At 30.9% G+C, this 15,832-nt stretch carries 13 protein-coding genes and 1 tRNA gene; 8 read left to right on the top strand and 6 right to left on the bottom strand.

All coding sequences use genetic code 11. The features are described 5' to 3' along the window. The first annotated feature begins 110 nt into the window (after positions 1-110). From MKS83_RS17370 to MKS83_RS17350, 5 genes are read left to right on the top strand one after another with little or no spacing between them, the layout of a single operon-like run. A complete protein-coding gene (locus MKS83_RS17370) occupies positions 111-1,370 on the top strand; it encodes a DNA cytosine methyltransferase (protein WP_240580650.1) in 1,260 nt (419 codons plus the stop codon). Continuing rightward, positions 1,367-3,586, top strand: a complete 2,220-nt coding sequence (locus MKS83_RS17365; protein ID WP_240580649.1) for an ATP-binding protein — start codon at positions 1,367-1,369, stop codon at positions 3,584-3,586. Before MKS83_RS17370 ends, MKS83_RS17365 begins: the two co-directional genes overlap by 4 nt. Further along, a complete protein-coding gene (locus MKS83_RS17360) occupies positions 3,583-4,326 on the top strand; it encodes a hypothetical protein (protein WP_240580648.1) in 744 nt (247 codons plus the stop codon). The genes MKS83_RS17365 and MKS83_RS17360 overlap by 4 nt, the downstream gene beginning before the upstream one ends. Further along, positions 4,310-5,281, top strand: coding sequence for a ComEC/Rec2 family competence protein (locus MKS83_RS17355; protein ID WP_240580647.1), 972 nt, complete (start codon positions 4,310-4,312; stop codon positions 5,279-5,281). The genes MKS83_RS17360 and MKS83_RS17355 overlap by 17 nt, the downstream gene beginning before the upstream one ends. Then, the gene (locus MKS83_RS17350; protein WP_240580646.1) at positions 5,268-5,696 is read left to right on the top strand and encodes a very short patch repair endonuclease; all 429 of its coding nucleotides are present in this window, start codon (positions 5,268-5,270) and stop codon (positions 5,694-5,696) included. Before MKS83_RS17355 ends, MKS83_RS17350 begins: the two co-directional genes overlap by 14 nt. Here the strand turns inward: MKS83_RS17350 and MKS83_RS17345 are convergent, their stop codons facing one another. The 6 genes from MKS83_RS17345 to mce form a co-directional block, all read right to left on the bottom strand. Next, positions 5,697-6,779 carry a DUF3871 family protein gene (locus tag MKS83_RS17345; protein ID WP_240580645.1) on the bottom strand — a complete coding sequence of 361 codons (1,083 nt, stop codon included), beginning with the start codon at positions 6,777-6,779 and terminating at the stop codon, positions 5,697-5,699. It abuts the gene before it with no gap. Further along, positions 6,757-7,635, bottom strand: a complete 879-nt coding sequence (locus MKS83_RS17340; protein ID WP_240580644.1) for an AAA family ATPase — start codon at positions 7,633-7,635, stop codon at positions 6,757-6,759. Before MKS83_RS17340 ends, MKS83_RS17345 begins: the two co-directional genes overlap by 23 nt. Before the next feature lie 180 nt (positions 7,636-7,815). Continuing rightward, the gene (locus MKS83_RS17335) at positions 7,816-10,293 is read right to left on the bottom strand and encodes a DEAD/DEAH box helicase family protein (RefSeq protein ID WP_240580643.1); all 2,478 of its coding nucleotides are present in this window, start codon (positions 10,291-10,293) and stop codon (positions 7,816-7,818) included. Between the two features lie 62 nt (positions 10,294-10,355). Next, positions 10,356-11,567 (bottom strand): site-specific integrase, encoded by a 1,212-nt coding sequence (locus tag MKS83_RS17330; protein ID WP_240580642.1) that lies wholly within the window; start codon positions 11,565-11,567, stop codon positions 10,356-10,358. A 211-nt stretch (positions 11,568-11,778) separates the two neighbouring features. After that, a tRNA-Ile gene (locus tag MKS83_RS17325) sits at positions 11,779-11,852 on the bottom strand. 62 nt (positions 11,853-11,914) lie between these two features. Next, positions 11,915-12,313 carry a methylmalonyl-CoA epimerase gene (gene mce / locus MKS83_RS17320; protein WP_240580641.1) on the bottom strand — a complete coding sequence of 133 codons (399 nt, stop codon included), beginning with the start codon at positions 12,311-12,313 and terminating at the stop codon, positions 11,915-11,917. Positions 12,314-12,405: 92 nt separating this feature from the next. Between mce and rbfA the strand changes: the two genes are divergently transcribed. From rbfA to MKS83_RS17305, 3 genes are read left to right on the top strand one after another with little or no spacing between them, the layout of a single operon-like run. After that, positions 12,406-12,765: a 30S ribosome-binding factor RbfA gene (rbfA, locus tag MKS83_RS17315; protein WP_100378331.1), complete on the top strand. Its 360-nt coding sequence runs from the start codon at positions 12,406-12,408 to the stop codon at positions 12,763-12,765. A 6-nt stretch (positions 12,766-12,771) separates the two neighbouring features. Continuing rightward, positions 12,772-13,977 (top strand): ABC transporter permease, encoded by a 1,206-nt coding sequence (locus MKS83_RS17310; RefSeq protein WP_240580640.1) that lies wholly within the window; start codon positions 12,772-12,774, stop codon positions 13,975-13,977. Between the two features lie 48 nt (positions 13,978-14,025). Beyond that, a complete protein-coding gene (locus MKS83_RS17305) occupies positions 14,026-15,804 on the top strand; it encodes an endonuclease (protein WP_240580639.1) in 1,779 nt (592 codons plus the stop codon). Positions 15,805-15,832: the final 28 nt, after the last annotated feature.

The following is a 15,832-nucleotide window of genomic DNA, read 5'->3' as shown; positions in this document are numbered from 1 at the left end:
AAAAAACCAATACAATGCGCAAGTAGTTGACTTACAATATGTTAAATTTATTGCTTTAAAATATTAAAAAAATTAACTTTGATATGTAAAAAAATGTTACATTACATTATATGTCAAAATTAAATTATATAGATTTATTTGCTGGTGCAGGAGGATTGTCTGAGGGTTTTAACCAAGCAGGATTTAATGCAATAGCACATGTTGAAATAGATAATGCAGCATGTAAAACTCTAACTACAAGATCAGCATATCATTTCTTAAAAGAAAATAATCAATTAGATATATACAATTCATACCTTTCAAAAGCAATAACCAGAGAAGAATTATACAGTTATTTACCAATAGAATTAACAGAAAGTATAATTAACCTCGGAATTAGCAATGAAAACAACAATGAAATTTATAAAAAAATAGATTTTCAAATTAACAATAGAAATATCCAAGAAATTGATTTAATAATAGGAGGTCCTCCATGTCAAGCATATTCATTAGTTGGAAGAGCAAGATCTGAACATGGAATGAAAAGGGATCCTCGAAACTTTTTATATGTTCAATACGCAGCATATCTTGAAAAATACAAACCAAAGATGTTTGTATTTGAGAATGTTATTGGATTACTTTCTGCTGGAAGCGGGATGTATTTAGAAAACATGAAAAAACTGTTTAAAAAAAAAGGATATTCAATTGAAATCTGTAGGGTGAATGCTGAAAATTTTGGTGTTTTGCAAATGAGAAAAAGACTAATAATTATTGGTTGGAAAGATGATTTTATACCAAATATTCCAAATTTTGAAAAGTATCAATCTAATATTAATTCATTTGTCAATAGCATATTTAAAGATTTACCAAAATTAGAAGCGGGAAGCGGCAAAGACGTAGATATTTATGTAAATAATTCTAATGAATATCTAACTAAGTCAAATATTAGAGTCGGGGATGATTTTATTACCCAACATATTGCACGCCCACATACTCTGCAAGATAAAAAAATATATGAAATAGCAGTTGACAGGTGGAACAATAAAATGGAGAGATTGAACTATAATCATTTACCTGATAAACTAAAAACACATAAAAATAGAACTTCTTTCACAGATAGATTTAAAGTTGTAGCGGATAATTTACAATCTTCTCAAACAGTAGTTGCACATATTGCAAAAGATGGTCACTACTATATCCATCCCGATATAGAGCAAAACAGATCAATAAGCGTCAGAGAAGCTGCAAGAATACAATCATTCCCTGATAATTACTATTTTGAAGGGGTTAAAGAATCTATTAACAGAACTGCTGCATTTAAACAAATTGGAAATGCTGTTCCACCATTAATGGCTAAAATAATTGCAGATCAAATTAAAGGACTAATATGAGTACAATAGAAAAAGAAAAAAATTTTAATCCTAAAGCTCAAATTCTTACACTTTTAGGCAACGAATTGATTAAAAGTCCTGTAATGGCTATTTATGAATTAGTAAAAAATAGCTATGATGCAGATGCAAATAAAGTTGATGTAAAATTTAGAGATGTCGAAGATATTGATAAAGCGGTAATTATTATAGAAGATGATGGTATTGGCATGACTTCAGAAATTATTGAAGACGTGTGGCTTGAACCAGGTTCAGACTTTAGAAAACCAGTCAACAAAAGAACGGGAGAAAGAGAAATTATCCGATCAGCAATCTATAACCGTGTTCCAATGGGGGAAAAAGGTGTTGGCAGATTTGCCGTACATAAATTAAGTAATCAAATTCTACTCATAACTCGCCCACAGATCATTAAATATAAAAAGAACTCAAAAATAATTGAAAGTTCTAAATTAGCTGATTATGAGATTCAATTATATATTGATTGGAAAGATTTTAATCAATCGAAACATTTGTCGGATGTTCCAATTAAATGGAAAATTAAAAGATCTTTAGATGATTTCAGATTTAAAGATAAAAGCGGGACATACATTAGATTAAGTAATTTAAAAGAAGTTTGGACAAAAGGGATGGCACGTGATTTAAAAATCCAAACTCTTTCTATGCTATCTCCAAAAGTTTCAGAAAATCAATTCAGTATTAACTTAAATTTTGATAATAAGTGGCTAATTGATTTTCCATCAGTAAATAAAATCCTTGATGAATCACCTTTTAAGATTACTGCATTTATAGATAAAGATTACAATCTTGATTTTGAATATACATTTGCTCTAAAGAACAACAGTGAAATAGGAACAAGACATATTAAAGACGATCCTCAATACAATCAAAATATAAGAGGTTTAGTAAGAAAAGAATATAAATCCATCTTGGAGAAAGACGAGTATGATGATAGTAAGATTGAAAAAATCCTTTCCGAATTCGATTCCAAGCCTATATCATTTGGTGGTATTCTAATCGAGTTAAATACTTTCGATTTAGACATTTCTTCTATGCGAGACTATACAGATAGTCCTGATTTAATTAAAAAAATATTAAAAGATCACTCTGGAATTAAAGTTTTTAAAAACGATTTAAGAATCTATGATTATGGAAGTCCAGGAAATGATTGGTTGGGATTAGATTTAGAAAGAATTCAAAACAAAAAATGGTTTTCTAATAATAATATCATTGGATATGTGTACTTAGATGCTGAGACTTCTACAAGTTTAGTAGAAAAAACAAATAGAGAAGGCTTTGTAGAAAATCAAGATTATTTAAATTTTTATATAATCCTTAAAACTATATTAAACGAATTTGCGACCACAAGATTTGTTGATAGAAATAAATGGTTAAGTTTCAATCAAAAGTCAAATAAAAACCTTTTTGATTCCAAAGTAAGCAATTTGAAAACTTTACTTGACTCGGCTGATTTAAGTGAAGAGGATACAAAAAGAAGATTAATTGATGAAGTTAATAAACTTGAAGAGAAATATGAAGAAGATAAACAAATTCTTTTAATTCCTGCTGGTGTAGGAATGACAGCATCAGTTGCCCTACATGAAATTGAAAAATTGATCCCAAGAATGCAGGAAACGGTAACCGAAAAGCCATTAAATATCAATAAAATATCTGATCAGGTACAAGAACTAAAACAATATTCAGATGGAATAACTTCAGTTTTAAGAAAAGGAGGAGATAAGCCAGTAAGCATATCTGAATGTATAAATATTGCATTAGCAAATTATAAATTACAGTTAAAATTAAGAAAAATTAATTTTGAATTAGAGTTTGATGATTTACACGATACTATTAAATGTGATAAAAGATATTTTATAACTATTGCAATGAATATTTTGGATAATAGTATTTATTGGTTAGATGCAATTTATTCAGACGATAAATCAATATTCATTAAATCATTCAAAGAAGGAGATTCTACCTGTGTCTTATTTGTTGATAATGGACCAGGCTTTAAAGATGACATTAGTGATCTAATAAGACCTTTCTTTTCAAGAAAAACAAACGGAATTGGAATTGGGCTTTATCTTATAGATACAATAATGATGAAATATGGTAAGGTTGACATTATAACTGAAACCGAATCATTAATAAAGTATGGTGTTCCAAAAAAATATAATGGCGCAGCAATTATTTTAATTTTTAATAAAAATCAATTATGACGGAGCTTTTTGGACCAAAAGTCGCAATAGTAGACGATAGACCTGAAGAAGTAGCAGGGATAATTGACTTTATGGAAGAAAATAAAGTTGGTTATCAATACTTCAATGCTGATATCATTGAAAATAATTATCCATCAACAACTATTGATTCAGTAGAATTAGTTTTCTTGGATTTGTATTATTCTTCGAAATTTGACCCATATCAATGTGCACAATGGATTGATCATATAATCCCTTCTAAACAACTATATGAATTAATAGTGTGGTCTAAAGACAGTAATAAAACAGATGAAGTATTATCGGTATTAAATGATATTGAAAAGACTCCACGAATTGTTCTCACTAAACAAAAAAATAATTTTCAGGATGCAGAAGGTGTTAGCCGTCTTATAGCAGAAATAAAAGAAGATTTCCAAGAAAATAAAGAAGTAACAGAAGAATTTATTGCTGAAATAATTGAAATATCTGAGAATTTTGTTGTTCTAAATTGTTTACTTGACAGTGAAACTGAATTTTATCAAATAAGAAGATTCGAAAAATCGCCTTTATCACATTTTACAAATCTGAAAACTGGAGGTTTTATGATGGTTAGAATTACAACACAACCTGGAGAAAGAAAGTTTGAATTTATTGAAGATTTTAGTGATCATTCAAAATTATTCGAACAAAAAAATATTTTCTTAAAATTTAAGGATAGTCCACTTTTTAAAAAAACAATAGGTGATGAAGATAACTTTTAAAGATGTTGGTCAAGGAGATTCAATAATTATTGAATGGAATAATGAAACAAAAAAAATCGGAATTATCGATAGTAAAAAAATCGGAAATCATAATCCTGTATTGGAACATATTAAAAATCACAATTATAAAGAAATCGAATTTATAGTATTATCTCATCCACATACTGATCACTATTCTGGTTTAGCAGAAGTTTTTGAATATTGTTATTCAAACTCAGTAACAATAAAGAAGTTCTGTTACACAATATACGATATTGGAATCGAATATCACGCATATTTTGAGCCAAACATAACAAACTCAAAAGCTTTAATAGAAGTTTTTGAACTTGCAGAACAATTGTATGATAATGGTATGGAATTTATACAATTAAATTTCGATTATAAAATTGAACTTACTAAGGAAGCATATTTACAATGTTTATCACCATCAAGATTAGAGAAGATTGAATATCTCAAGATTTTAAATTTTGAACCAGAAGTAAATAGAATGAAAAGAAGTAAAGCCGCAAATTTACTTTCTACTTTATTCAAGTTAAAAGTTGAAAATAAATATATATTATTTACTTCTGATGTAGAAAAGTTGACTTTTGAAAGGATGAGAGACAGGCATGCAGAAATTTTTCAAGATTCAACTAATGTATTATGCCAAGTACCACATCATGGTTCCTTAAATAATCATGAACCAATTTTCTGGAATAGTATAATCCGTAATGATAGTTCAAGAGCAATAATATCAGCTGGAAGACATAAATCTTATAACCATCCTGATTTTTCTGTAATAAGAGATTTTACAGATATAGGATATGCCGTTGACTGCACAAATGTTATAAATGGTATGGAAACTTATGTCGAGATGCTAAAAAGCAAATCATTAGTTCTGGATACAGGCAGTACAATTGCAGAAGAATATTATTGTACTGGTGACAAAGAATTTGAGTTTTATGGATCCGCATAATTCGGAGCAACGTTCTAAGAACATGGCTGCAATAAAAAGCCAAGGAACTAAGTGTGAGGTGATTCTTGATAAAGCTTTATGGAAATCAGGTTTTAGATATAGGAAAAATGATAAAAAGGTTTTTGGTAAACCAGATTTCGTATTCAAAAAGGCTAAAATAGCAGTATTTGTAGACAGCGAGTTTTTCCATGGAAAAGACTGGGAAACTAAAAAGAAGCCCGTAAATAATGCAGAATTTTGGGAGAAGAAAATTTCAGGAAATATTGCTCGTGACAAGATTGTGAATGAATATTTAATCTCTCAAGGATGGACAGTTTTGAGATTTTGGTCAAATGATATTAAGAAAAATTTAGAACTATGCATTGAAAGAATTAGTTCAGAAATAAATGCCCCTTCAAATAAGAAAGGGCAATAATTAACTCAAAAACCAATGATAATCTGAATTACCATTGAGACTTTGCTGAATACCTTTAGTAAAATCAAAAGCATTCAAATTTCTATCTAAGAAAGTATCTATATAACTACTCTTATTGGCTTGTGTAAAGAGATTATAGAGGTTCCAAAGGTTTATATCCCCAGCATTATCTCTACAGAAACTTTCATCTTCATAATAATCTTTAGTAATGGTATTAATATGACCATCGGTAAATTGGAGTAATGGTATCTTTAATTTCTCTTTTTTGGGGAGGTGTTGATACAATCTGGTTCTACCCAATAATTGAGCAAATTGATGCTCAGTTAATGAGTAGTCAGCAAATTGTTTCATTTCTAATAAATGTTTCTCAGCATTATAATTGTTAAGTACCTGGAAAAGTTTAGATTGTAATTCTTCATAAGAGCCCACCTTTAAATCATCAACAAATCCATCACTCCATACACAGAGATTACAGCATACTTTATTCTGAAAACCAACAAAGAATTTAAACTTTTCAAAGGTTTTCTTATTGTACAAATTCTCCTGATTATAAGCTCTAACTCCACCAATTGTCAGTGATAGCTCATTACCATTAATATTATCTGTAATGGTTGGAATCTTAATGATAAAAGCCATCCTTTCATAATAAATAGTTTTCTCATGATCTAATAAATCCTTTACATTCTTATAAATAGCACCTGGAGTCCTACCTTTAATTTGATGAGAAACCCTTATTTCAGGTTCACTGATAGAATGGTTAGGAAATACATTAGCAATACAATTTTGAGATATTTCTATGAACTCCTGATGACTAATAGTCTTCTCGTTGTCTTTGCTGAATACAGGTATAATACATTCATTTTTCAAATGTTGCAAATGAACTTCTTGCGTATTGGCTTCTATAAAAGGTTTGTGAGGATATTCAATTTGAGTTTGTAAAGATTCTGAGGGGATTCGTAAGTTACCTGGAGCTGGAATATATGTATCATTTCCAGGTGACATTTCAATTATTTTATCGCTGACTGGTCTTAAATCAAAAGCCTGCTCTAAAGTGGCAGGCTTAATGTGTCTTAGTGTGTCCATTTGTCGAATAATTTTTAGGATTGGATAATTGTATTAAGAAACTCTTTTTCTCTTCATAATGAGGTTTAAGATTCTCTTGAAATTCAGGATATTGCTTGTACAAAGACAGCAATTCAGCTATATTATTACAATACTGGATTTGTTGTATTACCTGCTGTTCATTAAGAATATTTTGGTTTCCAGGTACGCCACTATTACACCAATCTAAAATCAGTTTCCCTGTCAATTCACTTATCTGAAATTCAGGTTTTCCCATGAATAAGCCAGTTCTGTCTTTACTTGATACAGCAAAATGTTTTATATCAATATCAAACACCAAAGTAAATTCGTAATCCAATCCATCTCTTTGAACTGATTTCAGACCTACTTTTTCAGGAATGTATTTACCATCTTTTTGATTAAGTACGTAGTCCTGTTTAGTTCTCATAGTGGCAATAATATGAGCATTGGCTTGAAGAATTTTATCTACAAATGCTTTCTGCCTTGGTGTAACCTTTGCCCAGTTAGTAAAGCTGTTTCCTGCTAATTTGGAATGAAAATCTAATAGTTCATCCCATTCATGAGATATTGAATCTATAATAATGACTTCCATTTCTGCTTTTTCACAAACTTCAATAGCCTTAATGTAATTCTCAGGTGTGAATGGTGGCGACATTGTCAGAACATTGTAACTACCTAAATGAGCATATAAATCAGCACTTCCATTCTCTGTATCAATTACAGCTACTTTTGACAAGTCACCATTTGTCAGTCCTTTTGCTATAAGTAATGAACCTATAGATTTACCAGTACCAGATGCACCTTGCAGAGCCATTTTGATTTTAGCTCTTTTTCTTTCGCTTTGTCTTAATTGCATAATATTTTTTGTTTAATGGTTAATATTTAAAATTTAATTTCTCTAAACATTTGAAGTATATCCATTTCCAGGTGACATTCAAAAAAGAAAAAACCAACCTCAAGATTTTTGAGATTGGTTTGAAAATGTCTAAATTTTACTGTTGAATCTTATATAGTAAAATATAAAAAATAGATATTATTAGTATTTTCCATAAAATGGGTCATTTGTGTATTCACCAATTACATCTTTTTGTTCCCATTCAATATTACCAGATTGTAGTAACCAAGCATCATCTATTGAATAAATTAAATTAATGTATTCTTCTTTCTTTGGGAATTCTAATAATTCAGATTTTATTGCTTTTACAGGCTTATTAGTTAAATCAATAAAAATATTTGTGGGTTTATTTTTTTTGAAAAACAAATCCTTTAAAAGACCATATACAGGAATTAAATCTTTGGTTTTTTGTAAGAAACTAAATGCTTGTATGTTTTTATCAAATTTTTTTATAGTTTCAATTATTGTTTGTAGCTCAATTTGATGCTCAGGTTTGAATTTAATATTTTTGTCAATAGGTAAGTGTTCAACATTTTTTTTACTCAATATAACATACTCCTTCAATAAAATATCTCTGTAAGCAAAAAGCCTTTTATAACTTGAAATTAGATTCTTTTCCTCTTCTTTCAAATTTTCAGGAATAATATCAATTTCATTAGAATATAACATTGCCAGCCTTAAATAAGTTTCCTTAGAGATATCAACATCATTAGCGATCTTCTTTTTCCAGGTATTATTTTCTTTTATATACTCAAATCCATTTGGTGGGTAAACAATCTTTTTAATATCAAAATTAAAAGGTCTTTTATATCTTTGAATAAAAGAAATTATCTGCTTTTCAAAATAGGAATTTCTGTATTGACTTATAAAACTATAATCCTCTTTATGTGATGATTTGAGGTAGATATTATTGGAAAATAATGATGAACGAAATTTTATTAAACAATCTTTATCTGAGTTCATATTAAAGAAAGCACTTGTTGAAAAAACAGATTTGTAATATTTATCAAAACTATTCTGCACATATCCTTCTTTTATGAATAGTGATGAAGCCTTAACAATACTTTTTAATCTACAATTTACAAACTGATTATTCCAAGCTGCCCAATAGACATAATCTGAAAGGTTTTTCCCGAAAATTTCATAATAATTTCTGTAGAATTTCTCTCCGTTAGTTAGTTTATATTTTTCATAAGCAGGAAATATAGGTACTATATTCAATTGGTTCGTTGTAACAAATTGTTCGCCACTTTCTTGATTTTCTCTTAAATTAGTATAGAACAATCTTAGTAATGAATCTTGAGAATTTATATCATAGTATGCAGCTTGATTATTTTCATTATCAAATGGTAAATAGTTTAAACTTGTTGCTTTGATGTAATTTTCAGGAAGTTCAGGTACTTTAATTAATTTTTCTGGAGATGGCATAATTATATAAATGTTAGCTTTTACTCTTGGTCTTGCAACAGCTTGAATTATGTTGAAGATTCCATCCGTAAAAATTCCTAACTTTCCTTTGTTCTTGATATTTAAATATGCCGATTTAGGTGGCATAATTATAAAATAACCACAATTATCATCTTCAATACTAATTCCTGTTTTAAAAACAGTTCCAATATTGCAGGTTGTTTTATCAAATGGTTGATTATTTTTACTTATACATAAATTAAAGTTTTCAAATGTCTCATTTAATTTTTTTCCTAATGGCGAAATATAGATATCTTCGGCTAATCTTTGGGAATATGATAGAATGTGTATTTTATCATATTTTTTTCCTTCATCAATAAAAAGAGATTCAAAAATTGGTGAATTGGCTTTATAATGATAGTTGTCATAGATACATAAATGCAAATCACTTAACTTTTCTTCTTGAACCTGATGTCTTGCCGATTCAAGGATTTTTATATTTTTATCAGTCAATTCTGCAAGGTATTTAATGACCACTTTTGATGCTTCATTAAAGGTTGCACTTAAAATGATATTTTTATAAATAACAGAGTGCCATTTGAACAAATTAAAAATTAAAGATTCTTTGAAATTATGTATTGATTCATGAATCTCATCTAAAATCAATATTACTTTCTTTCCATTTTCATTGGCATATTCAATTAAAGATTCATAATACTCTCTCTTTAGATCAGATTGTTTAAGAACTATTTCACCGGGGTTTCCCAGAAGACTATTAATAGTAATAAGTTGTATCGGTTTCTCGTGTAATGATTTAAAGTTTCTCTTACTTACTAAACCATTTTCAAAATCCTGATAATTAAATATGATATTATCTAAGCCACTCTCTTCCTTAATCTTATTTTCATATTGTTCAATAAGGGATTTAAATGGTGTCGCAATAACTACTATGTAGTTTTTATCTTTGTAATATTGCTCAACAAATTTAATTACGGCAGTTGTTTTACCTTGACCAACACTGGCATTAATAACAGTTGTATCACTTTTGTAAAGGTCAATATTATCTAATAAAGAATCCGTAATATATCCGTTATGAGGTTCGATTATTGTTTTTCCATTACCTTCAACATTAAAACCATCAAAATCAGATGCGTTAATCTCTTTAAAGTTTATTGGAGTATTATTAAATGGTTCAACTCGAATTTGTTGCATTTTATTAGTATTGATATTAACTGTGCTGTAAAATTACTACAACACAGTTAATAAATTACAGATTACTCTAATTTTTGATTTAGCTTTTGAATATGCTCACTCACTTTTTTATTTACAACTTTAGCATAATGTTCCTGAGTAATGGTAATTTTAGAATGTCCTAAAAGTTCACTAACAATTTCCATAGGTACATCATTATATAATAAAACTGTAGTTGCAAAAGTTTTTCTTGCAATGTGATGAGTGAGATTTTTCTTAATTCCTACTATTTCTGCAATTTCCTTTAAATAAGAGTTGAATTTCTGGTTACTTATTCCAGGTAATATTCCAACTTCATTCCCAGTTTTCTGATATTTCTCTATTATGTTAGCACTCTTAGACAGAAGAGGTATAGAGATTTCCTTTTGAGTTTTCTCTCTTATCATCTTAATCCAATAGTTTCCATCAAATCCCTTAACAATATGTTTTGCTTCCAGGTTTGACATTTCATTATATGCCAAGCCTGTGTAACAACAGAAAATAAACATATCAGCCACTTGCTGTAATCTGAATTGTGAAAATTGGTGCTTCTCAAGTGATTCAAGTTCCTCTGTAGTAAGATAAACAACCTCTTTCTTTATTAATTTAACTCTGTAAAGAATAAAGGGGTCTTTATCAATTATTCCTTCTGAAATTGCTATTCTAATCATTCTTCTGAACCTTTGTATTGTTTTGTTAACAGTTGCAAGAGCTAAGTTCTTTTCAGATTTTAGATAAAACTCATAATCTTGAACAAACTTCAAATTCATATCCTTGAACTGATAATCATTCTTATTGTATTGGTGCTTTAAATAGTCTTTCAATAATTGTTTTGCCTGTTTAAACTTCCAAAGAGTACCAATTGTATAGTCTTTACCAACCAGCTTTTCTAACTTATCATTATGTTCGTTAAAAACATGAAGTACTGTTTTGTTCTTTTTGGGAATTTCCCCCTTATATTGTAGAAAAACATCTTCTACATCAAAGGTCTCCTCATTAACCTGTAGAAATAAAAAAGCCTGATTAATTTCATTCTTAATCAGGCTTAATTGGGAATTGATAAAAGTATTTTCATCATTGGGTGGTTTAGCTTTCTGCTGCTTACTATTCCAACAATTAGGATTTATAAACAATCCTGTAGAAAATGCTTTTCTGTCTCCTTGGAAGGTTAATCTACAGATTATAGGTACTAATCCTTGTTTATTAATTCTGGTTGCAGAAATTAAAAACAGGATTTTTAAAATATTTATATTCATTAGTTATCGTAAATAATTAAAAATGTGTGATTTAATATGCAACCCAAAATTTAAAAGTTGCAACCCAATTGTATGCCTTTTTAGACATTAAATCAATATGAAAAAGAATGAAATAATTAGAATACAGAATCAAATAGAATTGTAAACTGTTGAAAATAGCTTTAATAAACAAAAAAGCACCTACATTTCTGTAAGTGCTTGATTTAAAAAGTGGTCCCACCTGGGCTCGAACCAGGGACCACCTGATTATGAGTCAGGTGCTCTAACCAACTGAGCTATAGGACCTCAAAACTTGGTTAAATTTTGTGTTTGCAAAAATAGCAAAAATTCTTTCACTACAAAATTTTTTATTGCTTTTCTTGGCATAATTCTACCAGCACTCCATTAGTAGATTTAGGATGCAAGAATACAACTAATTTGTTATCAGCACCTTCTTTCGGTTCTTCGGAAATAAATTGAAAACCTTCTTTTTTCAGTCTTTGCACTTCGTCGTAGATATTTTCCACTCCAAATGCCAAATGATGAATTCCTTCTCCCTTTTTATCTATAAATTTTGAGATCGGACTTTCAGGGTTACTGGCTTCCAAAAGCTCTATTTTACTTTCTCCGGTTTCATAGAAAGACGTAACTACTCCCTCCCTTTCCACGGTTTCTTTTTTATAGGATTCTTTCCCGAGTAATTTAGTAAAGAGCTCATCCGAAACTCCCAAAGACTTTACGGCAATACCGATATGTTCTAGCTTCATAAATACTAATCAATAATTTAAATTGTAATTTTGATACTGCTTCTTAATTTCAAAGTATCAATTCAAACAAAAGTACTAAATTTGCAGAACTTATGGAAAGTAACAGACAAAGAAAAGTAGCACAGATTATACAGGAAGACTTCGCAGAGCTTTTCCGCCAACAGGCTGCCAACAGCCAGCAAAGTATTTTAGTAACCGTTTCTGACGTAAAAGTAACGGCAGATTTAGGAATTGCAAAAATTTACTTAAGCATTTTCCCACAGGAGCACCGTAGTGCTGTGATGAAGGAAATAGAAGAAAACAAAGCTCAATACAGAAATTTCATCGGCCAGAAAATGGCAAAACAAGTACGTGTAATTCCTAATCTTAACTTTTATCTGGACACCACTCTTGATGATGTGGAAAAACTGGAGAGAGAATTAAGAGGAGAAGGTGACAATCCTGTTTTATAGTACATTTTGAAGAACATTGCATTTTATATCGCATCCCGATACCTTTTAGCTAAAAAAGGGAGCACTGCCGTTACGTTTATCACATGGCTTGCTGTAGGAGCGATGACCGTAGCTGTGACTGCGATGTTCGTTATTATTTCGGTTTTCTCCGGGCTGGAAGATTTCAATAAAGATCTTATTGCCAACCTGCATGCAGACCTTACCTTAAAAAGCAGCTCTGGAAAAACGATTAAGGATATACAACAGGTAGAGACTACTTTAAAAAAGAACAAAGAAATTGTGAGCTTTTCTAAAGTGATCGAAGAAAAAGTATACATCAACTACAACGGCAAGGGCGATATTGCCTATTTACGGGGGGTAGATTCTGCTTATACGAAAGTGAATCCTATTGACAAAAGTATTTTCTACGGAACTTACCCAAGCTTCAAGTATTCCAATGAAGTGATCATGGAGCACTCCCTTAAAAACAGGCTTTCTATTCCTATAGATTCTACCTCGGATTTTGCTACAGTTTTCATGCCTAAACCCGGTACAGGAATTATTAATAAGGAAGAAGATATTTATAATAAGAAAAATATTTTCGTTACAGGAGTTTTTCCGGGAAATGATCAGCTCAACAACTACATTATAGCTCCTATTGAACTTACTGAGGAACTATTGGATCTACCAAAGCAATCTGCCTACCAAATTGTGATTAAACTTAAAAATCCTGAAAACGCAGATATAGTAAAGCAAAATTTGATCTCACAACTTGGCAAAACGGTTGAAATCAAAACCAAAGAAGAGGAAAACGCCGCTTTCTGGAAAATGATTAATACCGAAAAGCTGTTTATTTACCTTATTTTTGCTTTAGTCATCTTCATTACGACCTTCAATCTTGCTGGAGCAATCATTATTCTTCAGCTTGATAAAAAAGAACAGGCCCGCTCACTCATTTCACTTGGATTTCCTTTAGCTCATTTAAGAAAAACGTATTTTTATACCGGAGTTCTTATTGTAATTCTAGGTATTATTTCAGGACTAATTCTAGGTACTCTTTTATGCTATTTTCAGCAGTATACTGAATTTTTTAAAGCCATAGGAACATTGCCCTTTCCTATTAAGATCGTAGGAAACAATTACATCATTGTAGCCCTTACTGCAGCAGTATTCGGGATACTTATTTCATGGTTCTTCTCAAAGATCAGCAAAGACTATATTACTAAAAGTTAATACACAACGTTTCATTTTTTTGTATCTTTACGCCCCCAATTTTAAAAAATGAAACGAATATTATTTTCTTTGTTGTTTGCAGTTGTATTTATCAATGCGTTTGCACAAATTCCGGCAGGGTATTACAACGGAACAACAGGACTTACTGGAGCTGCTTTGAAAAGCAAGCTTAATCAGATTATCACCAATGGTCATATCGATCACGGCTATAATGGCCTTTGGAGCGGTTATCAGACTACCGATCGTGATTATTATTACGAAAATGACGGAACAATTTTAGATATTTATTCCGAAAATGCCAATGGCCCGGATCCTTACACATTTACTTACTCAACCAACCAATGTGGTTCTTACAGCACAGAAGGAAACTGCTACAACAGGGAGCACGTAGTACCTCAGAGCTTATTCAACAGCAACTCTCCTATGGTTGCAGATATTCATTTCATTAGAGCTACTGATGGAAAAGTAAATGGAATGAGATCTAACTATCCTTACGGAAAAGTAGGTACAGCATCTTTCACTTCTTTAAACGGATCTAAGCTTGGAACCTCCGTTTCGCCCGGATATTCAGGAACTGTTTTTGAACCTGTTGATGCCTTTAAAGGAGATGTGGCAAGAATGATTTTTTATTTTGTAACACGATATGAAACGCAGCTTTCCGGATTTAGTTCTGGAAATATGTTGGGAAGCTCAGCTTTTCCGGGTCTTCAAACCTGGGAACTTAATCAACTACTAGCCTGGAATGCATTAGATCCTGTTTCTCCTGCAGAAATCGGAAGAAATAATGCTTCTTATATTTATCAGGGAAACAGAAACCCTTACATTGATCATCCTGAATATGTTGATCAGATTTGGGGAACACCAGTTGTTGATACCCAGGCTCCGACAGCACCAACTAATTTAGTCGCGAATAACCCTACCAGCAATTCAATTTCTTTAAGCTGGACGGCAGCTACAGACAACATAGGAGTAACGGGTTATGATATTTATTTTTCAAACGGAGCTTTTTATGCTACTGTTACAGGAACCACAGCAACAGTTCAGGGATTAAATCCTTCTACAACTTATACATTCTATGTTATTGCCAAAGATGCCGCTGGGAACTCATCGCCACAAAGTAACAATGCAACAGAAACAACTCTTGCAGGGCAACCGGGCGGAGGAAGCTGTGGCACCGAAGATTTCAGCAATATTCCTGCAGCTTCTTCAAGCTATGCAAACCAAACCTGGACCAATAACTCCATTACATGGAATGCAACCGATGCAAGAACAGACCAAACCATTACAGGAAAAGCTATTACGATAAGAGACGGCTATTTGCTAAGCTCTACCCTTTCCGGCGGAATCCAAAGCTTAACTGTAAAAACCCAGTTGAAATTTACTGGTTCTGATGGTGCTTTAAATCTATTAGTAAATGGTGTTCAGGTAGGAACAATTCCTTACAGCGCAACAGTAGGAACTTATACCATCAACAACATCAATATAAGCGGTAACGTTACCATAAAATTAGTCAATCCTATTTCAGGGAATAGAGTGGCTATTGATGATTTAAGCTGGACGTGCTACACTAGCCTGGCGACTTCAGAAACTTCAAAAGATAACACATTCGGAATTTATCCTAATCCTGTTAAAAACAATGAGCTTTTTGTAAAAGGCGAAAACATTAATAAGATCACTAAAGCAGAAATCATTGATCTTTCAGGAAAGCTTATTCAGGTGATTCACCATCCGTTTAAAAATTCTAACAAGATAGATCTTAAAAACCTGTCAAAAGGAGTTTACTTATTAAAAACAGATATAAATACCACAAAATTTATTGTGGAGTAAATACAAAAATTTAATTTATAAAAGGCCG

Origin of the sequence: Chryseobacterium sp. Y16C, assembly GCF_022488405.1 — a bacterium.
GTDB classification, from domain to species: domain Bacteria; phylum Bacteroidota; class Bacteroidia; order Flavobacteriales; family Weeksellaceae; genus Chryseobacterium; species Chryseobacterium geocarposphaerae.
The sequence above is the reverse complement of the archived record's forward strand: the minus strand, read 5'-3'. Positions and strand labels throughout refer to the sequence as shown.